This is a genomic window from Stomatobaculum longum, assembly GCA_000242235.1.
Taxonomy (GTDB): domain Bacteria; phylum Bacillota; class Clostridia; order Lachnospirales; family Lachnospiraceae; genus Moryella; species Moryella longum.
Map to the genome: position 1 here is coordinate 124,336 of JH590865.1, position 20,260 is coordinate 144,595.

19 protein-coding genes and 1 other RNA gene are annotated in these 20,260 nt (G+C 58.8%); 16 read left to right on the top strand and 4 right to left on the bottom strand.

Annotated features, from left to right (window positions below; all coding sequences use genetic code 11):
- Positions 1–606 precede the first annotated feature (606 nt).
- Together HMPREF9623_RS10495 and HMPREF9623_RS10500 are read left to right on the top strand one after the other, a co-directional pair.
- Positions 607–1,023: an HIT family protein gene (locus tag HMPREF9623_RS10495; RefSeq protein ID WP_009533839.1), complete on the top strand. Its 417-nt coding sequence runs from the start codon at positions 607–609 to the stop codon at positions 1,021–1,023.
- An 8-nt stretch (positions 1,024–1,031) separates the two neighbouring features.
- Positions 1,032–1,652, top strand: coding sequence for a rhomboid family intramembrane serine protease (locus tag HMPREF9623_RS10500; protein WP_009533840.1), 621 nt, complete (start codon positions 1,032–1,034; stop codon positions 1,650–1,652).
- On the opposite strand, the gene HMPREF9623_RS10505 is transcribed toward HMPREF9623_RS10500, so the two are convergent.
- Entirely contained in the window at positions 1,607–2,680 is a 1,074-nt protein-coding gene (locus HMPREF9623_RS10505; RefSeq protein WP_009533841.1) for an undecaprenyldiphospho-muramoylpentapeptide beta-N-acetylglucosaminyltransferase, read from the bottom strand. The genes HMPREF9623_RS10500 and HMPREF9623_RS10505 overlap by 46 nt on opposite strands.
- A 93-nt stretch (positions 2,681–2,773) precedes the next feature.
- Between HMPREF9623_RS10505 and HMPREF9623_RS10510 the strand changes: the two genes are divergently transcribed.
- Positions 2,774–3,469: a 5'-methylthioadenosine/adenosylhomocysteine nucleosidase gene (locus tag HMPREF9623_RS10510; protein ID WP_009533842.1), complete on the top strand. Its 696-nt coding sequence runs from the start codon at positions 2,774–2,776 to the stop codon at positions 3,467–3,469.
- 1 nt (position 3,470) lies between these two features.
- On the opposite strand, the gene HMPREF9623_RS10515 is transcribed toward HMPREF9623_RS10510, so the two are convergent.
- Positions 3,471–3,737 (bottom strand): hypothetical protein, encoded by a 267-nt coding sequence (locus HMPREF9623_RS10515; protein ID WP_009533843.1) that lies wholly within the window; start codon positions 3,735–3,737, stop codon positions 3,471–3,473.
- A gap of 86 nt (positions 3,738–3,823) precedes the next feature.
- Between HMPREF9623_RS10515 and HMPREF9623_RS10520 the strand changes: the two genes are divergently transcribed.
- The 4 genes from HMPREF9623_RS10520 to HMPREF9623_RS10535 are packed head-to-tail and all read left to right on the top strand — an operon-like array spanning position 3,824 to position 8,064.
- Positions 3,824–4,915 carry a hypothetical protein gene (locus HMPREF9623_RS10520; protein ID WP_009533844.1) on the top strand — a complete coding sequence of 364 codons (1,092 nt, stop codon included), beginning with the start codon at positions 3,824–3,826 and terminating at the stop codon, positions 4,913–4,915.
- Between the two features lie 3 nt (positions 4,916–4,918).
- A complete protein-coding gene (locus HMPREF9623_RS10525; protein WP_009533845.1) occupies positions 4,919–6,079 on the top strand; it encodes a DUF5711 family protein in 1,161 nt (386 codons plus the stop codon).
- Positions 6,080–6,100: 21 nt separating this feature from the next.
- Positions 6,101–7,048 carry an ROK family glucokinase gene (locus HMPREF9623_RS10530; protein WP_009533846.1) on the top strand — a complete coding sequence of 316 codons (948 nt, stop codon included), beginning with the start codon at positions 6,101–6,103 and terminating at the stop codon, positions 7,046–7,048.
- Entirely contained in the window at positions 7,045–8,064 is a 1,020-nt protein-coding gene (locus tag HMPREF9623_RS10535) for an MBL fold metallo-hydrolase (RefSeq protein ID WP_009533847.1), read from the top strand. Before HMPREF9623_RS10530 ends, HMPREF9623_RS10535 begins: the two co-directional genes overlap by 4 nt.
- A 63-nt stretch (positions 8,065–8,127) precedes the next feature.
- On the opposite strand, the gene HMPREF9623_RS10540 is transcribed toward HMPREF9623_RS10535, so the two are convergent.
- A complete protein-coding gene (locus HMPREF9623_RS10540; protein ID WP_009533848.1) occupies positions 8,128–10,419 on the bottom strand; it encodes a sensor histidine kinase in 2,292 nt (763 codons plus the stop codon).
- Positions 10,416–11,114 carry a response regulator transcription factor gene (locus HMPREF9623_RS10545; RefSeq protein WP_009533849.1) on the bottom strand — a complete coding sequence of 233 codons (699 nt, stop codon included), beginning with the start codon at positions 11,112–11,114 and terminating at the stop codon, positions 10,416–10,418. The genes HMPREF9623_RS10540 and HMPREF9623_RS10545 overlap by 4 nt, the downstream gene beginning before the upstream one ends.
- Before the next feature lie 96 nt (positions 11,115–11,210).
- Here HMPREF9623_RS10545 and tadA point away from each other — a divergent pair, with 96 nt between their 5' ends.
- The 9 genes from tadA (at position 11,211) to HMPREF9623_RS10585 (ending at position 20,256) form a co-directional block, all read left to right on the top strand.
- Positions 11,211–11,696, top strand: coding sequence for a tRNA adenosine(34) deaminase TadA (gene tadA, locus HMPREF9623_RS10550; RefSeq protein WP_009533850.1), 486 nt, complete (start codon positions 11,211–11,213; stop codon positions 11,694–11,696).
- Positions 11,697–11,826: 130 nt separating this feature from the next.
- Positions 11,827–12,204 (top strand): hypothetical protein, encoded by a 378-nt coding sequence (locus HMPREF9623_RS10555; RefSeq protein ID WP_009533851.1) that lies wholly within the window; start codon positions 11,827–11,829, stop codon positions 12,202–12,204.
- A 49-nt stretch (positions 12,205–12,253) separates the two neighbouring features.
- Positions 12,254–12,518: signal recognition particle sRNA large type (gene ffs / locus HMPREF9623_RS11395), an RNA gene on the top strand.
- A gap of 229 nt (positions 12,519–12,747) precedes the next feature.
- A complete protein-coding gene (locus HMPREF9623_RS10560) occupies positions 12,748–13,809 on the top strand; it encodes a 6-phosphofructokinase (protein ID WP_040800564.1) in 1,062 nt (353 codons plus the stop codon).
- Between the two features lies 1 nt (position 13,810).
- Positions 13,811–15,406, top strand: coding sequence for a DNA polymerase III subunit gamma/tau (gene dnaX, locus HMPREF9623_RS10565; RefSeq protein WP_009533853.1), 1,596 nt, complete (start codon positions 13,811–13,813; stop codon positions 15,404–15,406).
- A gap of 36 nt (positions 15,407–15,442) precedes the next feature.
- Positions 15,443–15,763 (top strand): YbaB/EbfC family nucleoid-associated protein, encoded by a 321-nt coding sequence (locus HMPREF9623_RS10570; RefSeq protein ID WP_009533854.1) that lies wholly within the window; start codon positions 15,443–15,445, stop codon positions 15,761–15,763.
- Between the two features lie 18 nt (positions 15,764–15,781).
- Positions 15,782–16,378 (top strand): recombination mediator RecR, encoded by a 597-nt coding sequence (gene recR / locus HMPREF9623_RS10575; protein WP_009533855.1) that lies wholly within the window; start codon positions 15,782–15,784, stop codon positions 16,376–16,378.
- Between the two features lie 18 nt (positions 16,379–16,396).
- Positions 16,397–19,519: a hypothetical protein gene (locus tag HMPREF9623_RS10580; RefSeq protein WP_009533856.1), complete on the top strand. Its 3,123-nt coding sequence runs from the start codon at positions 16,397–16,399 to the stop codon at positions 19,517–19,519.
- Complete coding sequence (locus tag HMPREF9623_RS10585) at positions 19,519–20,256, top strand: CvpA family protein (RefSeq protein WP_009533857.1); 738 nt, start codon at positions 19,519–19,521, stop codon at positions 20,254–20,256. Before HMPREF9623_RS10580 ends, HMPREF9623_RS10585 begins: the two co-directional genes overlap by 1 nt.
- The last annotated feature ends 4 nt before the right edge of the window (positions 20,257–20,260 follow it).

Consider the following 20,260-nt stretch of genomic DNA (forward strand, 5'->3'; position numbering starts at 1 on the left):
GGGATTGGCGCGCGAGCGTGTTTTGCGGGGGAAAGTTGTGCGTCCGGGAAGGTAGTTGTAATCGGCGCGACGGTGCGAAGAGAAAACGTGAGTCGGCGCGTGGGTGTTGCCAGGTGAGCGTGTCGATAAGAGAGCGAGTGAGCCTGGCGTAGCGGCGGGCGGAAAAGGGCGCAGGGGTCGGCGCGCGAGCGTGTTTTCCGGGTGAAAGCTGTGCGCCCGGGAAGGTAGCGGGAAGCGGTGCGGCGGTGCGAAGAGAAAACGAGACTCGCGCGTGGGTGTTGCCAGGTGAGCGTGTCGATAAGAGAGCGAGTGAGCCCGGCGTAGCGGCGGGCGAAAAAGGGTGCAGGGGTCGGCGCGTGAACGTGTTTTCTGGGTGAAAGTTGTGCGGTGAAAAAGGGAGCCGCAAATGGTGCGGCGGCGAGTAAGGGAGAGTGGTCAGAGGGGCATGTGGGAGTCGGAACGAGAGCGGTTACCGCCATCGTATCGGCGGGCGGAAATGCGCATAGGCGGGGGTGCGAGGGGCTTCTGCGGAATTGGACAAAAAAAGCGCGGTGCTGTAAAGTAAAGACAGCACTGCGCGTTACAGACAGGAAGAGGAGGCTTGAGATGAGAAAAGACGACTGTATTTTTTGCAAGATTGCGAACGGTGAAATTCCGTCGACGGAGATCTGTGAGAACGAGGGTTACCGCGTGATTCTGGACCTAGGTCCCGCATCGAAGGGACATGCTCTGGTGTTGCCGAAAGAACATTACGACAATATCACGGAGATGCCGGAACAGGCAATTGGCGAGGCGTTTTCGCTCGCGGGCAAGGTCGGCAAGGCGATGCAGCACGGCCTCGGTGCCGCGGGTTTTAACCTTGTCCAGAACAACGGCACGGCGGCCGGTCAGACGGTGTTTCACTTCCACATCCACATTATCCCGCGCTACGAGAACGGCCCGGAGATGGTTGCCTGGACCCTGGGCAAGGCAGAACCGGAGGAACTGAAGGCAACTGCCGAGAGCATCCGCAAAGCGCTCTGAGCACGGCGATGGAGCTATATCGGAGAAGTCGAAATGCGCCGGTCACGAATTGGATGATTCTCATCAATGTGCTGGTGTTTCTCTACACCGCACTCCGCGGCGGCATGAGCGACAATGACATTCTGCTTCGCTACGGCGCGAGCTATACGCCCTATATTTTCGAGAATCACGAGTACTGGAGACTGCTCACGGCAGCTTTTCTGCACTTCGGCATACGGCATCTCGGGAACAATATGCTGGTTCTCTTTGTGACCGGCGACAGTCTGGAGCACGCGCTGGGGCATGTGAAATACCTGATCTTTTACCTCTTTTCGGCTGTCGGCGCCTCGGCCGCTTCCCTCGCGGTCGAGGTAGCTATGGGGCAGAAGGTACTCAGCGCGGGTGCCTCGGGCGCGGTTTTCGCCGTGCTCGGCGGCCTGATCTGGGTACTCATCAGAAACAGCGGTCGCTTTGAGGAGTTCCGCATCCGCAACCTTCTCTTTTTCTCGGGCATGATGCTACTGAGCGGTTTCTTCACCGAGGGGGTTGACAACGCGGCGCATGCGGGCGGTCTGCTGGTCGGTTTTCTGCTCGCGGTCGTGCTTTACCGGCGACCGGCAGTCACGCTGTTCAGCACAGACATGACCTGAGCCACACCGTCCGCGCTGCCGCCCGCTTCCATTGCGGCGAGGTAGCGCGCCCGGTCCGCATAGGTCTCCCGCACAGCGGCGAGCAAGGTCTCGCGCGACAGGGCTTCTTCCTCGAGTACGCGGGAGTAGCCCTGTTTTTCGTAGGAGCGGGCATTCAGAATCTGGTCGCCGCGGCTCGCTTTGGCGGAGAGCGGAATCAGGACATTGGGCTTCCGGAGCGCGAGAATTTCGCAGATGGCGTTGGCACCGGCGCGGCTCACCATGATATCGGCGAGTGCAAAGTAGTCTTTCAGTTCCTCGGAGACATACTCAAACTGGCGGTAGCCCGGGGTTTCGGAAAGCGTTGGATCCAGGTTATTCTTGCCCGCGATGTGCAGCACCTGGAACTCTTTCAGGAGGTCCGGAAGCGCCTCGCGGACGGACGCATTGACCGCACGGGAACCGAGACTGCCGCCGATCACGAGGAGCACCGGGCGCTCCGGCGTAAAGCCGGTTCGTTCATAAGCCGCCTCGCGACTGCCCGATAGGAGCTCGGCGCGTATCGGAGAGCCGGTCAGCACCGCCTTGTCCTTCGGGAGGAGCGAGAGCGTCTCGGGGAAGTTACAGCAGATTTTGGTCGCCGCGCTGTAGGAGAGACGGTTTGCGAGTCCCGGCGTCATATCCGACTCGTGAATCACGGCGGGAATGCCGAGGCGCTTTGCGGCGCGCACCACAGGGACGGCGACATAGCCGCCCTTCGAAAATATGAGGTCCGGCCGAAAGTCTCTGAGAATGGCCTTTGCCTCGCCGTATCCTTTCAGAACCCGGAAGGGGTCGGTGAAATTTTTCCAGTCGAAATAGCGGCGCAGTTTTCCCGAGGAAATGCCGCAGTAGGGGGTGCCGGTCGCTTCGATTAATTTGCGCTCCATGCCCTCGTAGGAGCCGATGTAGAGGACTTCATAGCCCGCCTCGCGAAGGGCAGGGAGCAGAGCAATATTCGGCGTGACATGACCTGCGGTACCGCCGCCGGTCAGAACGATTTTTTTCATTTACGAACCTCTCCTTACAGGGTAAGATGAAGAAAGCTATGTCTTGTATTTTACTCTGCGGAGGGCATTATCTCAAGGCGACAAGGAGGCAATATGACGATCGGTATTATCGGAGCCATGGAAGAAGAAGTGGAAGGGCTCGCCGAAAAGCTCGAGGGGAGACAGGAGGAAGTTTGCGCAGGTATGCGCTTTCTGACCGGAAGAATTGCGGGCAAGGAGGTTGCACTGGTCTGCTCGGGCATCGGCAAGGTCAATGCGGCGGTCGCCGCGAGCATCTTGATTGAGCGCTTTCATGCGGCCTGCATTCTGAACACGGGGATTGCGGGCGGCATTGCACCGGAGGTGAAGCTCGGTGATATTGTGCTCTCGACGGACTGCCTGGAGCATGACTTTGATGTCACGGCGTTCGGCTATGAGAAGGGTGTGATTCCGAGAATGAAGACCAGTGCGTTTCCGGCGGATCAAAAGCTCCTGGAGCTCGCAAAATCCTGCGAGGAAGAACTCTCTGCCGGCGTCACGGTGCACACGGGGCGCGTGGTATCCGGCGATCTTTTTGTTGCGAGCCGGGAAAAGAAGGAAGAGCTGTACCGAGATTTTCACGGCAGCTGCTGTGAGATGGAGGGCGCCGCGATTGCGCACACGGCCTATCTCTACGGCCTGCCCTACCTCGTGATCCGCGCGATCTCCGACCAGGCGGACATGAAGGCGGTGGAAAATTACCCGGCGTTCACGGAGCAGGCAATTCGGAACTTTTTAGCCCTCACGCTCCGCATGCTCGAAGCGCTCTGAGCTACTCCTCGAGGACTTCGATTTCCAGATAGTCAAAGGGCAGGGCTTCCAGAAAGTTGTCGGCGGTAAAGCGCGTGCGCGCGCGCCGTTTGAAGTCCCGGATGTTTTTTTCGAGCCAGAGAGGGGACGGCAGGTCAAATTCCGTTGCGAGCTCTCTCACGGCGCCGAGCACTTTCTCGGTGCGGCTTTTCTCTGTGCTCTCATCGCTAATGACAGCGCTGCTTACGATTTTAGTGTGCCGGACACATTTTCCGGAGAGACGAAACATAAGAGTACCTCCGCGGTTGCGAATTTTTTTCTATGGTAGCGGAAGCGCCGGAGAAATGCAATGCGGCAGGGAGAAAGGAGTTTTGGTTGGAAGATTACGGTAAATTCCTGGAGGAGGCGCAGCAGGCTGTGCTCCTCGAAGAAAAACTGCGCGGTCAGGAGACCGATTTAAAGGCGCAGACAGAAGAGCGGCAGAAGGAACTCGCGGCCGAGGAGCAGAGCTTAAAGGACAGCATTGACCGCACCGTGACGAGCCGCCGGAAGGAGCTCGCCGCAAATTTCGACGATGAGATTGCGGAGGAGCGGGCGGCCTTAAAGCGCGCGCAGTCAAAGAAAGAGAGAGCCAAGCACATCGGCAAACAGGAGCGCATTGCGGCGGAATCCGCGCCGATCGAAGAGGAGATGGCGGAAACCGGCAGACGCCTCCGGGAACTGTTCCGGAAACAGCAGGTTCCGGGGATTTTCCGGAGCAAACTGTACTACGCGCTTTACTGGCCGCAGCACTTCGGCGAGTGGCTACAGATTCTTCTCTTTGTCGCTCTCCTCTTTGTGGCACTGCCCTGCGGCATTTATTTCCTGGCGCTGCCGGATTCGCTGCGGCATATCCCGGCGCTGGTACTGATCTACATCGCGGACATCGTCCTCATCGGCGGCATCTACACCGTGATCGGCACGCAGTCGAAGCTTCGCTATCTCGAGACGCTGAAAGAGGGAAGACGCATGCGGAACGAGATCGCGGAAAAAGGACGGGAACTCCGGCGCGTGAAGCGAAGCATTCAGCGCGATAAGAGCGATGAGCCGTATAACCTCGGGGATTTTGACAACGAGATTGCGGCGGTCGAGCAGCGCCTCGAGGCGACGCAGCAGAAAAAGGCCGAGGCGCTCCGGATCTTTGACGCGGAGACCGCCGACAAAATCGCCGAGGAACTGCGCGGCGAGGCAGCGACACGCGTTAATCAGAAGAAGAGCCAGTACGAGGTGGCGCAACATGCGCTCACCGAGGTCGGAAAAGAGCGCCAGGCAGCGGCACTGCGCCTCGCGGAGCGGTACGAGCCCATGCTCGGGAAGGAATTCATGACGGCGGAAAAGATTGCGGCGCTCAAGGACATCATGGAGAACGGGACGGTCACGAACCTCGCCGAGGCCATTGCGCGTTATCGGGACCGGCAGGAGTCGTAAAGTATGGCAGAAGAGACCAAATCTGCGCGCACAATCTGGCGGGGCCTCGTCCGGATCGGCATCGGACTGCTGCTCTTTCTGGTGCTGCTCAGTCTGTATCACGGGCGCAAACAGTATCACGCCTACGCCGTCATCAACCAGCAGGATGTGAGTCAGGGCAGTCTGGTCGGCTACGAGCCGTTTCAGCAGGGTTATCTCAAGTATTCGAAAGACGGTGTGAGCTATATCAGCGAAAAGAACGACACCTACTGGACCTCCAGTTTTGAGATGAAGGATCCGGTGATCGATGTGAACGGGAGCTATGCGGTGATTGCGGACCGTTCGGGCAACACGTTGCAGATTTTTGACGAGAAGCACGGAAAAATCGGCGAGTGCCGCACGGAGCGAACGCTGGACAGCGCCTCGATTTCGCTGTCGGGTGTTGTTGCGACGCTCGAAGAAGACAGTTCGGCGAGCTATATCCAGTTTTATAAGAAGGACGGCTCTGTCCTGGACATCACCGTCAAGGCACTGCTCGAGGGCGACGGCTATTTCACCGCGCTCGATCTCTCGGATGACGGCAGTCAGGTGATTGCGGGCGTCGCCTATCTGGAGGGCGGTAAGCTCGCCGGGAAAATCGTGGTTTACGATTTCTCGGACAGCGGCGGCAGCGGCCGGGAAGATCAGATGAAGGGCGGTATCACGCCCTACGAGGGCGAAAATCTGATCTCGGAGGTGCGATACTTCCGGAATGGGCGCGCTTTTGCGGCGTCCACGCGCGGGCTCTGTTTTTTCCAGGTCGGCAAAAACGGCATTGAGAAGGGCTGGAAGCTCGCCGAGAAGCAGGAAGTGATACGTTCGCTCTGCTTCGACCGGAACTATGTCGCCATTGTCCTAAACGAGGCGGAGGCGCAGGACAATAAGCCCTACCGCGTTGAGCTCTACAACAACGGCGGCGACAAAGTCATGCACGCGAATTTCAGCGAGCACTATACCTCATCCTTTGTGGACAGGGGCACGGTTTTTCTGATCGGCAGCGATGCGCTGACCGTCTTTTTGCAAAACGGCACGAAGCAGTTCAGCGGCGCCGTGGATTTTCCGCTGGTGCGTGCGGCCCGGCTCTCGGGAGAGAACCGCTATCTCTGGCTCGGCGCGGCGCATATCAAAGAAGTCAGGTTGAAGTAAACCAAAAGGGGGAAAGGAACCATGGAGAAAGTTGGCATCGGTGTAGACGTCGGCGGGACCGGTATCAAGCTCGGCTTGTTTCAGCCGGACGGAACCATTCTGAAAAAGTGGGAGTTCCCGACAGACACGAGTGAGAACGGCACGCATGTGCTGCCGGACATCGCCGAGAGCATTCGGAAGACGATGGAAGAGACCTTTCAGGGTAAGGTAGAGCTGATCGGCGTGGGAATCGGCGTGCCGGGTCCCGTGCAGCCGACGGGCTATGTTGAGGTGGGCGTCAATCTGCACTGGCGGGAAATGTACCCGGCGCGCGAGCTCTCGGATCTGCTCGGCGGTGTCCGCGTCGAGGTAGGAAACGATGCGAATGTCGCGGCGCTCGGTGAGGCTTGGCGCGGCGGCGGTGAGGGCGCGGCCAATGCGGTGCTTTTGACACTCGGCACCGGTGTGGGCGGCGGCGTCATTATGAACGGCGAAATTGTGACCGGAAAGCACGGTCTCGCGGGCGAGGTGGGCCATATCCACGTCCGCGACGGAGAGACAGAGCCCTGCAACTGCGGCGCGGTCGGCTGCCTCGAACAGATTGCGAGTGCCACCGGCATTGTCCGCGAGGCGAGACGCCGCCTCGCGCAGGAGAAGACGCGCGACAGCGGGCTCCGGGCGCTCGGTGACAAGCTGACGGCAAAGGATGTCTGCGACCTCGGGAGAGCCGGTGACGGCCTCGCGGACGAGGTCATGGAGACCGTCGCCAAATATCTCGGCGAGACCATCTCGATGCTCTGCATGACGATAGATCCCGAAATTTTCATCATCGGCGGCGGGGTGTCCCGCGCGGGCGCGTATCTGCTCGACAAGATTAAGGTCTACTACGACCGCTATACGAAGATTTCGCAAAACCGCGGGCGCGTGGTGCTCGCGGAACTCGGCAACGACGCCGGAATCTACGGCGCGGTAAAGCTGGTGCTTGGATGATACAGGAGATTTTTCCGGGCGTCTATGTGGCGGAGATCGAGACCGAAATGGTCGGCGTCCGCCATCTGAATTACAGTTTTCTCCGCGGTGCCGTCGGCGAGCGCAGTGTGCTGATTGACTGCGGCTTTCCGGAGAAGGCGGATCCGTCCTGCGGCACAGCGCTGCGGGAGGTCATGCGGACGCTCGGCTTCCGCCCGGATGGTTTGGATGTGCTGATCACGCACGGCCACAAGGATCATCTCGGACAGGCGCGGGCACTCGCGGCCGAGGGGGCGCGCATTTTCGTGAACCCCGAGGACATGGATCAGAGCGCGATTCTGAATACGCTCCTGATGGACGAGGCGGGGCGGCGGCAGCTCTTTCGCCTGGTCGGCCTCGAGACCTATGACCGGGAGACCTACGAGGCGTTCTGGCAGGCCGCCGACTGCTTCAGCGAGGGCTATGAAGGGGTCTGGGATTTTCCCTATTTGCCGATACGGCCGGGCGACTGCCGTCAGGTCGGCGACTACCGCCTCGAAGTCACGGCGCTGCCCGGGCACACGCGCGGAGAGCTCGGCTTCTTCGCGCGGGCGCAGAAGTTTATTTTCAGCGGCGACCATATTCTCGAGGAGGTCGCGCCGATTGTGAGCAACATCGGAGAGTTTCCGAATGCGCTCTCGTCCTACATCGCCTCGCTCGGTGAGGCGGCTGCCCGCTTTTCGGACTATCTCTTTGTGCCGGGGCACGGCGCGCCGTTCCGGAACCCGCGCACGGCGGTCGAGAAGACCATACGCTACTATCACCGGCACTGTGAAAATCTGTATCACATTGTCCGCGCTGCGGAAGAACCGCTCCTACTGCGGGATATCGGCGCGATGGCATACCGACGCTATCAAAGGCCGCTCACGGAAAAGGAGCGTGAAGTCTGTATTCAGATCTGGTTTAAGACCTATGCCTGCCTGAAATATCTCGAAGAGCAGGGAGCTCTCCGGGAAGAAATCAAAGAGGGTGCCTCCTACTGGCAAAGCCTACAGTGAGTCCTCGGAGGCAGCGGAACAAAAAAGCATCCGGTTTTCCGGATGCTTTTTTGTGTGATCGGTTTAATCGTTGACCTCGCGGAACCGCACGCGGGCCTTGAAGTAATCGCCGTCGATCTGAATGTCCAGCGTGCCGCCCTGCAGTTCCGTGAGCGACTTCGCAATCGAGAGACCCAGGCCGCTGCCCTCGGTCGTGCGGGAGCGGTCGCCGCGCACAAAGCGCTCGGTCAGCTCTTCGGGACTTATGTTCAGGGCGCTCGCCGAAATGTTTTTCAGCGTGAAGCTCACAAAGCCCTCCTCCGCCGAGACTTCCGCATAGATGCGGGAATTTGCGGCCGCATACTTGCAGGCGTTGTTGTAGAGGTTTTCGAGGACGCGCCAGAGATGTTGACCGTCCGCAAAAATATATAGCGGTTCGGTCGGGAGCGTCGGTATAAGCGTCAGACTGCGCTCTTCGAAGCGCTCTTCGAACTCGCCGTTGGTCTGCTCGACCAGCTCCACAAAGTTAATCTTGACGGGATCGATCTGCACATTGCCGGTCGAGGCCTTGCTTGCCTCCACGAGATCCTCGGTCAGCGTCTTTAAATGCTGCGATTTCTTTTCGAGGATGTCGACATACTTTTGAACCGCGGGATCGGAGGGGTGGGCTCTCCGAATGAGGTCGATGTAATTGATAATCGAGGTGAGCGGCGTCTTGATGTCGTGCGACACATTAGTGATCAGTTCGGCTTTCATGCGCTCGGAGCGGACACTGTCATTCAGTGCGCGCTGCAGACCGTTGCTGATGTTGTTGATTGTGGTCGCGAGTTTCGCCTCGCGCCCGTGGAAATGTGCGGGATCCAGGAGCCGCTCACTGCGGTCGGGCTCCGCGTCCAGCGTGCTGATGGCGCTCGCAATCTCATCGTTCTCGGCCTGCTTCTGGTAGAGATGCTGGTAGAGCCAGAGATCCAGGATGCAGATGAGAAGCGCGAGGGACAGTGCCTCAAGGCGTGCATTCAGCGATTTCCCGTGCAACAGAAGCGTCACGCTTGTCGCGCCGGCGAGATTTGCGAGCAGGAAAATTAGATAGTAGATCGTGATGCGCTGGGCAAAGCTCACATCTTTCGCGCGATTTTTCAGCTTGTACGTGAGTTCCCGGAGGAAGCTGTTCTGCCAGAGCTGTCCCGCCTTGTAATTGCGGAGCACCGAGAAGTAGAAAATCAGGAAAAAGAGATAGACAATCGCCGCGAAGAGCAGCTTCTCTGAGAAGTCCCAGTAGCCGGAGGGTAAAATCAGGCGGAGCAGCCGCGCGATGACCTGATTCGCCAGGAAATTGGCGACGGCGCAGAGCAGGGAGAGCAGAAGAAAATTGCTCTCGAAGCGGTGGCGGTCAAAGGGAAACAGGAAAACCTCGCGGGAACCTCTGCCCCTGCGCCCCGAGAGGAAGGAGAGCAGGAGAAAGCTGATAATCATGAGTCCCGCGCCCGATAGAAGCAGCGCCAGTCCGTAGGCGTAGTGTGCGCGCTGCTTGGCATAGTCGAGCACGCCCTGGTAAAAGGCATCTTTCAGCGGATAGTTGGTATCGACCGCGAGAATCAGGTGGTATTCTGCCGTGCGGCTCGAAATTTCATCGAGCAGCAGCGAGCGGATTTTATTCGGCGTCTCGGGCAGATTGTTGTTCGGCAGCGGATTATCGGAACTGAAAATCGCATAGCGGCCGAACGAGCGCGCCTGTGCATCGGTTAAGCCCGGACGGTTGGTGTAGTCCTTTCGCCCCTCAATCTGCAGGAAATAATAGAGATTGGAGTTGCCGGTGTTAAAGAGCTTGACGCCGCGATAGTAGTCGCCGAGGCACTGCATGACCTCGCGGGTCATGGTGTCCAGGGTCTTAAAGGCGGAGCCGGGGCCGGACGCCTTCTGGGTCTCGCGGTAGGCGCGCCAGGTGATCGGATAGGTCTGACCGTCGCCGCCCGGCGCGGCATCGTCGTGTATCACGCGGTAGTCGTTGTCAAAGGAATAGCCGTGTTCTTTGGCGTAGTTCAGGACATCCGAAACGCTGAACAATTTCTCCGCGCCGTTGCCGTCCGAATAGGAGAAGACTTCATTGTCCGCGTCAAACTTTCCGTCGGTCTCGAAGACATCGCGGTAGCGGACATAGCCGAGGAGCTGTTGCACGCGGTCGCGGAGCAGTGCCTCGAAAGCGGGCGAATCCTCGTAGTGTTCCGGATTCACCCAGCTTAAGCCCTCCCGGAAGCCGGAGCTCCCGTAGAGGAGGCAGATGCCGGAGAGAAAGAGTAACAGTGCCAGAAGATGGAGAGTGAGCAAAAAAGTCTTTTGGTAGAAAGAGACTTTCTCTGCCCGTGAGACCGGTTTCATGGCTTCTTTTCCACCTTATAGCCGACGCCCCAGACAACCTTCAGGTAGCGCGGTTCCTTCGGATTAATCTCGATTTTCTCGCGGATGTGGCGGATGTGCACGGCGACCGTATTGTCGGCGCCGATGGCCTCCTCGTTCCAGATTTTCTCGTAAATCTCATCGATCGAGAAAACCTTGCCCGCGTTTTTGACGAGCAGGAGGAGAATGTTGTACTCAATCGGCGTGAGCTTTACATTGTTGCCGCTCACCTGTACTTCCTTGGTCTCGTCGTTGATCACGAGATCGCCGACCGTGTAGAGATGCATGTTGTCGCGGCTGTCCACATTGCCGAGCTCCGTGTAGCGGCGCAGCTGACTCTTGACGCGCGCCACGAGCTCCAGCGGATTGAAGGGTTTCGTGAGATAGTCGTCCGCGCCGATGTTCAGGCCGAGAATTTTATCGTTGTCCTCGGACTTTGCGGAGAGAATGATAATCGGGATGGAGCTCTTCTCTCGAACCTGTCTCGTGGTGCGAATGCCGTCCAGACCGGGCATCATGACATCGACAATCAGAAGATCCACGGGGGTGTGTTCCATAATTTCCAGCGCCTCCGCACCGTCATAGGCGGGCAGAACCTTGAAACCTTCGCCGGTGAGGTAGATGCTGATTGCCTCGACGATTTCGTGGTCATCGTCACAAACCAGAATTCTCTGCATATGCTTTCCTCGCTGTGTTAAAATGAACGTTCTAGTTCCGGCGCGGCATGAGACCGCGCTGTGTCTAGTATATCATAAGGAGAGCGGGAAAGCGAAATGACGGATGAACAGTTAATGCGGGCGGCAATCCGCGAGGCCGAAAAGGCGGGGGCGCTCGGCGAGACACCGATTGGCTGTGTGATTGCGAGAAAAGGAAAAATTATTGCGCGGGGCTATAACCGGCGCATGACAGACCGGCAGACCCTGGCGCACGCAGAGCTCTTTGCGCTCCGGAAAGCCTGCAAAAAGGAAGGCGACTGGCGACTCGAGGATTGTACGCTCTATGTGACCTTGGAGCCCTGCCCCATGTGCGCCGGTGCCATTGTGCAGGCGCGGATTCCGCGGGTGGTCTACGGAGCCTCCAATCCGAAAGCAGGCTGCGCGGGATCGGTGTTGAATTTGCTCGACGAGCCGCGCTTTAACCATCAGGTCAGTGTGGAAGCCGGTGTGCTCGGAGATACCTGTGCCGCGCTCATGAGGGACTTCTTTCGGGAGCTCCGCGCAAAGCGTAAGGCAGAACAGAGCGAGAAACGGGAATTATAGATAATAAAGAAACAATTTACAGATAATTTAACACTAAATTTACAAATAATTCCGATACTACTTGCAAAAGTTCCGGGGGCATACTATACTTAATACTGGTTAAATTAAGAATAGTAAAAGGAGAATCCCCATGCAGCGCACAGAACGATGCTTTCGCTTGTTTCGCATCGGATATGCGGTTGTCTATCAGATTTTGTTGCTGTCAGAATGCGCGAGTCAGTATATGAGCGGCAGCAGGCATGAAATTGCGGCGTTCAACCTGTTTTTGAACAATATGATGCTGGCGCTGAGCCTGTACGGCATCTTCCGCAAGGGGCAGCTCCGCGGCGATTTGCGTCTTTCGCTGAAGCTCTGCCTCGCGGCACTGGTCTGTATTTTCTTGAAAACTTTAATTTTACAAGCAATTCCGATGCCCTTTGCCTACACCGAACTGTTAAACGGCGAGCTGGTCTTTATGGTGTACCTCTTTTACCATCAGCTCTGGTGTTACGATCCGGAGTTCTTCTGAATCCGGTCCTATCTTGACAAAGGACGGCCGCCTCCCGTATACTGAAAGTCCGCACAGCCGGGGAGACGGCGGTTCCCTGCACCTGCAGTCCGCCATAGCAGGGGTGATATCCCGCCTCGGGCGTGCAGAGCTGTGAAGCAGCCCACGGTAAGCGGCGTAGACGCGAGGGCCCCCGCGCGGCGGACCTTTGCGAACCGTGTCAGGGCAGGAATGCAGCAGCACTAAGCAAATGCGTACGGGCGATGCGGGATCGCCGTCGCCGAGCTGGCTGCCGCGGTAACGTTCATGGCTCCCGTTCAAAGCGGGATGTGCGGTTTGTTTTTGATTGATGTACAGAGGAAGAGACGGCAGAGCCGTCTTTTTTTCGTGGGGCTTTCTTGTGATATAGGCGGATCTGTCGTATACTTTTGAAAGGTATGCGGTCGGAACTTGCGCATACGGAAGCGTCTGGAGGAGTCGGATATGGCAGAGAGAGAAAAGTTAGAAAAAGAGAAGTTGGAGAAGGCAAAGGCAGAGAAGAAGGGCGGGCGAATCCGCGTCGGTATGCTGACCAGCGGCGGCGACTGCCAGGCGCTGAATGCGACGATGCGCGGCATCGCGAAAGCGCTCTACAATCTGTATGACAGCGTGGACATTGTCGGTTTTCGGGACGGTTATCGCGGCCTCATGTATGAGGACTACCGCCTGCTCCTGAAGAATGATTTTTCCGGCATTCTCACGCAGGGCGGCACCTTGCTCGGCACCAGCCGGCAGCCGTTCAAGCAGATGACACAACCGGACGAAAACGGCAACAACAAAGTGGAACTGATGAAAGCGACTTATCGTAAGCTGGGGCTCGACTGTCTCTGCGTGCTCGGCGGCAACGGCAGCCAGAAGACGGCCAATCTGCTGCGGCAGGAGGGGCTGAACATTGTCTCTCTGCCGAAGACCATCGACAACGATCTCTTCGGCACGGATGAGACCTTCGGTTTCCAGAGCGCCGTTGAAATCGCCTCTAACGCGATTGACTGCATTCACACGACAGCGGCTTCCCACGGCAGAGTCTTTATTGTCGAAGTCATGGGACATAAAGTCGGCTGGCTCACGCTCTATGCGGGCATTGCGGGCGGCGCGGACATCATTCTGATTCCGGAAATTCCCTATGATATCAAGGCAATCATCGAAGCACTGCAGAAACGCCAGCGGGCAGGCAGTCGCTTCTCGATTATTGTCGTCGCGGAGGGCGCAATCTCGAAGGAGACGGCGGCGCTCAGCAAGAAGGAGAGAAAGACCAAGCTCGCGTCGCGTCGCTATCCCTCGGTTGCCTACGAGATCGGCGCGGAGATTCAGGCCATCACCGGACAGGAAGTCCGCGTGACCGTGCCGGGCCACACCCAGCGCGGCGGTGCGCCGAATCCCTATGACCGCGTGCTCTCTTCGCGTCTCGGCGCACGCGCGGCAAAGCTGATCAGCGAGGGCCGCTTCGGCGAGATGGTGGTCATCCGGAACAATGAGATCACGAGCATTCCGCTCGAGGAGTCGGCGGGCAAGTTAAAGACCGTGGATCCGAACTCTTCGATTGTCGAAGAGGCGAGACTTCTCGGACTTTCGTTCGGAGACCGCTGAGATGGCCTATGTCGCACTTTACCGGAAGTGGAGACCGAAAAACTTTGACGAGGTAAAGGGACAGGATGCCGTCTGCACGGCACTCCGGAATCAAATCGAGACGGGGCGTGTGGGGCACGCCTATCTCTTCTGCGGAACCAGGGGCACGGGAAAGACAAGTGTCGCCAAGATTATGGCGCGCGCCGTCAACTGCGAGAACCCGGTCAACGGAAACCCCTGCGGGGTCTGCGCATCCTGTCGAGCGATTCTCTCGGAGAGCTCGATGAATGTGCAGGAGATTGACGCGGCGTCGAACAACGGTGTCGACAACATCCGAGATATCAAGGAACAGGTGCAATATCCGCCGACCGACGGCAAGTACCGGGTCTTTATCATCGACGAGGTGCACATGCTCTCGAGCGGCGCGTTCAACGCACTTTTAAAGACGCTGGAAGAGCCGCCGTCCTATGTGATTTTTATTCTCGCGACAACGGAGCAGAGCAGAATTCCGGTCACGGTGTTGTCCCGCTGTCAGCGCTATGATTTCCGGCGCATCACGACGGATACCATTGCGGCGCGGCTTACGGAACTCGCATCTGCCGAGCATATTCAGGCGGAAGAGGCCGCACTGCGCTACATAGCGGCGCAGGCGGACGGCGCGATGCGCGATGCGCTGAGTCTGCTCGACGAGTGTGTTGCCTTTTGTCCGGACGGAGAGATCCGCTATGAGGCCGTGCTGAACATACTCGGTGCGGTGGATGTCGAGGTCTTCTCGAAACTGTTTCGCGCCCTGCTCTACGGCAAGACCGGTGAGGCACTGGCACTTCTCAACCGTGCCTTTCTCGAGGGGCGGGAACTCGGGCAGTTCAATGCGGACTTCCTCTGGTACCTCCGGAACCTGCTGGTCTTAAAGACGGCGGAACACGCCGAAGGACTTGTGGACAGCGCGGGCGAGCGCTTGCAACTGCTCCGCGCGGATGCGGAACTCGCGAATAAGGCCGTGTTGCTCCGGGCAATCCGCGTGCAGGCGGAGCTGTCCCAACAGCTTCGCTATGCGTCCGATAAGCGGACGCTCACGGAGCTCGCGCTGATACGGCTCGCGGAACCGGAGATGGACACCGACGGCGATGCGCTGCTCTCGCGGATTGCGCGCCTTGAGAAGCGCCTGCAGGATGTCGCAAAGAACGGTATCCCGGTCGCGACGGCTGTAACGCCCGCGCCCGCGGAGACGGAAGTTGTGCAGGAAAATACAGCATACGCGGAAGTCAAAGAAATTGCTCTGTCGCGTCCCGCCTACGAGGACTTCATGAAAGTCCGGAGTGAACTCGGCAGCATCGCGGAGAGTCTCGGCGGCATGTACGCCCCGGCACTCCACAGTTGCGAGCTCATTGCGGAAGAGAGCGGCAAGCTGACCGTCTGTTGTCCCAACGAGGTGACAGAAGGTGTCCTCGGCAACGGGGGACTTGACGCTCTGCGGGACTGTCTGCGGGAGCGCTACGGCAAGGAGTTTCAACTGGGGCTCGCGCGAAAGACCGGTCAGACGGCGGCGCGGAACTATCGCATGACAGAGGAAGAACTGCGGGAACAAATTCATTTTCCGCTGGAGCGGGAAGAATGAGTGCGCCGCAGGCAGTAAAATACAGGAGAAAAAAATATGGCAAGATTTAACGGTATGCCCGGCAACGCAAACAATATGATGAAACAGCTCCAGAAGATGCAGAAGCAGATGGAGGAGCAGGCAAAGGCTTTCGAGAGCAAGGAGTTTGAGGCGACGGCCGGCGGCGGCGCGGTGCGCGTCACGGTGATCGGCGGCCGGGAGGTCAGCAAGATTACACTGGACAAGGACGCCGTGGATCCGGACGATGTCGAGATGCTTGAGGACCTCATCAAGGCGGCGGTCAATGAGGCACTTCACATGGCGGAGGCCGAGAACCAGCAGATGATGGGCAAGCTGACCGGCGGACTGCCCTTCTAAATAAAAGAACGGATTTTCATGGACTATTACGGCAAACAAATCACGAGACTCATGGAAGAACTCTCCGCGCTGCCGGGTGTCGGCAGAAAGTCCGCGCAGCGCCTTGCGTTTCATATCATCAATATGCCGACGGAGCGCGTCGCGTCTCTGACCGATGCCATTCGCAGCGCGCGGCAGAACGTGCGCTATTGCAAGGAATGTTTTACCCTGACCGATGAGGAGCTCTGCCCGATTTGCAAGAGCGCAAAGCGCAATCACCGGCAGATTATGGTGGTCGAGAACACGAGAGATCTCGCCGCCTATGAAAAAACAGGAAAATACGAAGGCGTCTACCATGTGTTGCACGGTGCCATTTCACCGATGCTCGGCATAGGTCCCTCGGACATCAAGCTCAAAGAACTGATGCGGCGTCTGGAGAGCGATGTGGAGGAGGTCATCATTGCAACCAACCCGAGTCTGGAGGGCGAGACCACCGCGATGTACATCGCGAAGCTCGTGAAACCGACAGGCATCAAAGTCTCCAGAATTGCGAGCGGGGTTCCGGTGGGCGGCGATCTGGAATATATCGATGAGGTCACGCTCCTGCGTGCCCTGGAAGGAAGAACGGAGCTCTAAGAGGCGGAAAGGAAGCGGATGGACAAGCACGAACTGAACGTAAAAGTGGAGCAGATGCGCAAGCAGGCGGGGCTTGGTGACTATCAGACGGCAATGAAGATTGCCGATAAAATCGACTGGAGGCGCGTGTCGAATGTGAGTCTTCTGACGCAGGTCTCCGAGATTTACGAGAAGAACGAGAAGTATCGGGAGGCAAAGGATATTCTGCTCCTCGCGGTCGAGAGAACGCCGATGGGGCGGGGCCTGCTCTTTAAATTGACGCAGCTCGCCCTGAAGGTCGGGAGCATTGACGAGGCGGAGGAGTGCTTCGAGGAGTTTCAGAAGCTCGCGCCGCAGGATTCCCGTCAGAAGCTGCTTCGCTATCAGATCTTAAAGGCAAAGGGCGCACAGCCGCAGCAGCTGATTCCGCCGCTCGAAGAGTATGTGAATGAGGAAATCTCCGAAGAGTGGATGTACGAGCTCGCCGAGCTCTACCATAAGGCGGGAATGCGGGACGCCTGCCTGGATCTCTGCGACCGCATTACCATACTCTTCGGTTCCGGCGAGTGGGTGCAGAAAGCACTGCGCTTAAAGGCGGAGGGCGAGGGCGAACCGCTGAACGAGTACCAGCAGAGCATTGCCGGAGAAATTTACTACCAGCCGGCAAGCTCGCCGCGTCAGAATGCCGTGCGGGAGACAGCGCCGGTGACACCGGCGTTTTCGCAGTCCGTGCCGGTGATTCCGGAGTTTTCGCTGCAGCCGCAGGAGGCAGTGCCGCCTGTCATGACAGCGCCGGAGACCGTACCGCCGTTCACAGCGGCGCCGGAGACCGTACCGCCGTTCACCGCAGCGCCGGTTGCCGCGCCGCAGTACACGGAGAGTGTGCCGTACGGCAATACGGCAGTTCGGGAAGCGGCGGTGCCGCAGCCCGCGGTCGCAATGCCGCAGTATATCAGCGGCGCTGAGGCAGGGATAGCGCCGCAGCCCATGACGGCACAGATTGTACCGGAAACCCCGGCGGCACCGAATCCGGCCCCGGTCCCCACGCAGGCGCTGACCGAGCAGTATGCGCCAGGGCAGGAGGATCGCTATCGCAATGTGCCGACCTTCCAAACGGCGACGGCGGCGACGACCGGTGTGCCTTCGTGGACGGAGGCCGTGCAGCCGCAGGAAGCGCCCGCGCAGAACGATATTGATGCCGAAATCGACGCGCATCTCCGCCGTCTCGAGGAGGAGAAACTCGGACGCAGGGCCGCGGCAACGGTTTCACAGCCGCAGAGCGCGGCGCCTATGCAGGTCGCGACGGAAAGCATGCAGACAGCGGTAGCTGCGGGAGCGGGAAGTGTGCCGACCTTAGAGAATGCGGCAGTGACGGAGCGCGCACCGCTTGCGGATCCGCGTACGGTGGAACAGCGCTACCGCGAGGAGAGTTCCCGCCCTTCGCGCGAGTATGTGGTGTCGACCGAGCAGCGCGCGGCCGATTCCGAATTTCCGGGCACCGAGCAGCTCATGGTGGACAGACTCCGCTATGAGGAAGAGAGCGCGGCAGCCAGAGCGCGGGCGGCGGCGCGCGCCGACGAGATTGAAGAGGAGCTGAGATCCCGCGAGGCGAAGCTCGATGAGACCAAAGTGCTGCCGAAACTCCCCGGCCAGGAGAGACGGGAACAGCTTGCGCGGGAAGAGGCAGAACTGCGCCGCCTCGAGCAGGATAAAGAGGCAGAGCTGATTCAGAAACCCACCGGGAAGACCGAAGAGACCGCGGCTGTTGATGAAGAGACGCCTGTCAAGGCGAGCGAGAGTGCGGAGACCGCGACTGCCGTCAAAGAGGCGCCCGTCAAGGCGGCGGAGCTTGCGGCTGCCCCTGCGGAACAGGTCGCAGAGAAGGCAGACGAGCAGACCGCGGAAACGGCGGCAGCAGCGGCGGAAGAGAAAGCAGCGACACCGGCGACAGAGCGCGCCGTGAGCCCCGCGAAAGAGCCGCTTGCGGAAGAGGCAGCGGTTGCAGAATATAGACCGAAGCAGCCGAAACTGCTCCGGACGCCGGGCTCGTTCAACGCACTGATTGAGGGAAGAACTCCGGAAGAAGGACTGCAGGGGGCGGTGGAACGCCTCAAGGAGGCGCAGGCTGTGACCGGCTTCAAGCGTCCGGCAGCCAAGGTGAAGGCAGAGCGTCTCAATGTCTACGGCGTCCGCAATTCCGCGGAGAAGACGGCAGGCCGCGACCTCATCATCGAAGAGGCGGGCGATTTGAGCGATGTGAGCCTCAGCGAGCTGATTCAGCTGATTGCCGCGGACGGCGGCATGCGCACCGTGCTTCTGATTGACAACCCGTTGCAACTCACCAGACTCCGCGCGTCGCACCCGGAAGTGGAAAAGGTCTTCCACACGGCGGACAAGCGCGAGGATGTGAAGGCATACTTTGCGGCGGAGGCGAAGTACCGGGAGGCCGAGGCGCGTCGTCAGGAAGAAGTGACAAAGAGCGCTCTGGAGGCAAAGGAAGCGCGCCGCAAGGAAGAAGAGGCGCGCCGCAGGGAAGAGGAAACACTTGAGATAGTGGCCGCTAAGGAAGCGGCGGAGAGAGAAAAGGCCGAGGCCGAGAAAAAGGCCGCGGAAGCGGAGCGGGAGAAGCTCATCAGGGCGCGGGAGAACAATGTAGCGCAGGCGGTCAGTGCCGCCGCCGCACCGGCAGCGAGTGCTGTCAAGGAAGAGACCGTGCAGGCGCGCACCGCACCGCAGACCTGGGCAGAGGACAGAGAGAGACCGAAGGCCGCGGAAGTGGCGCAGGCCACGGAGACAGCGCAGGCGGTAACACGGCAGGCGCGCACGCATGCAGAGGAACTCGCAAAACTCGAGGCCGATAAGAAGCGTCTCTATGAGAACGAGCCGATGACCAAGGATGCGTTTGCGAACTATGCGGCGGTCTACGCGCGCAATATCGACTGTGTGATTACGGGCAAGAGCATGAATGCCCTCTACGAGCGGATTGAGCTTCTGCAGGCGGACAATGTAAAGCTCACGCGGAAAAATGCGGAGACTCTGATTGAAGAAGCGGCCGATCGCGCGGAGAAGCCGCCGCTCAGCAGAAGACTCGGCGGGCTCTTCTCCAAGCGCTATAACAAAGACGGGCTCCTGATTCTGAAGGAAGAGGATTTCCTCGGCTGATGGCAGCGCAACTCAGCACCTGGCTTGATCGGAACTGGTTCGCCCTGCTCGTCGCCCTGTTTCTTCTCGGCATGATGCTGGACGGTCACCGGCGAGGCTTTCTTCGCCTCGCGGTGAGCGCCCTGGCCCTGATTCTGACAACGCTGTTTGCGCGGACGGCTCTGCCGGTAACGGCGAGTTTTCTCGCAAAGAACACAGGCTTACAGACGGCCGCGGAGCGCTACATTTCCGAGAAGACAGGCCTTGACACCGTGACGGACCGCCAGATCGATGACACGGCGGGGCAGGACCGCGTGATTGAAAATCTGCCCATTCCGGACAGCCTGAAAGCGGGACTTCGCACCAACAATACGGCGACAACCTGGGAAGCACTCGGCGCGACCGGTTTTCAGCAGTATGCGGCGGATTTCCTCGGGCGAACGCTTTTAAACTACTTCGGTTTCAGCCTGCTGTTTATACTGTTTCGCATGTTGCTTCACCTTCTGATGCGCGTGCTGAATCTCTTTGCCGCACTCCCGATTATTCACGGAATCAACCGGATTGCGGGAGCCGTGCTGGGACTCGCGGAGGGCTTCTTTTTCCTCTGGTTCGGCTTTATCCTTTTGAATCTCTTTCAGTATACGCCGCTCGGTAGCGGAATTCTGGAGTGCATCGAGGCGACAGGGTGGCTCAGTTTCCTCTACCGGAACAATCTGTTGCTCACAGTGCTCGGCAATCTCTGGCAGGGTCTGTTCTGAGCGG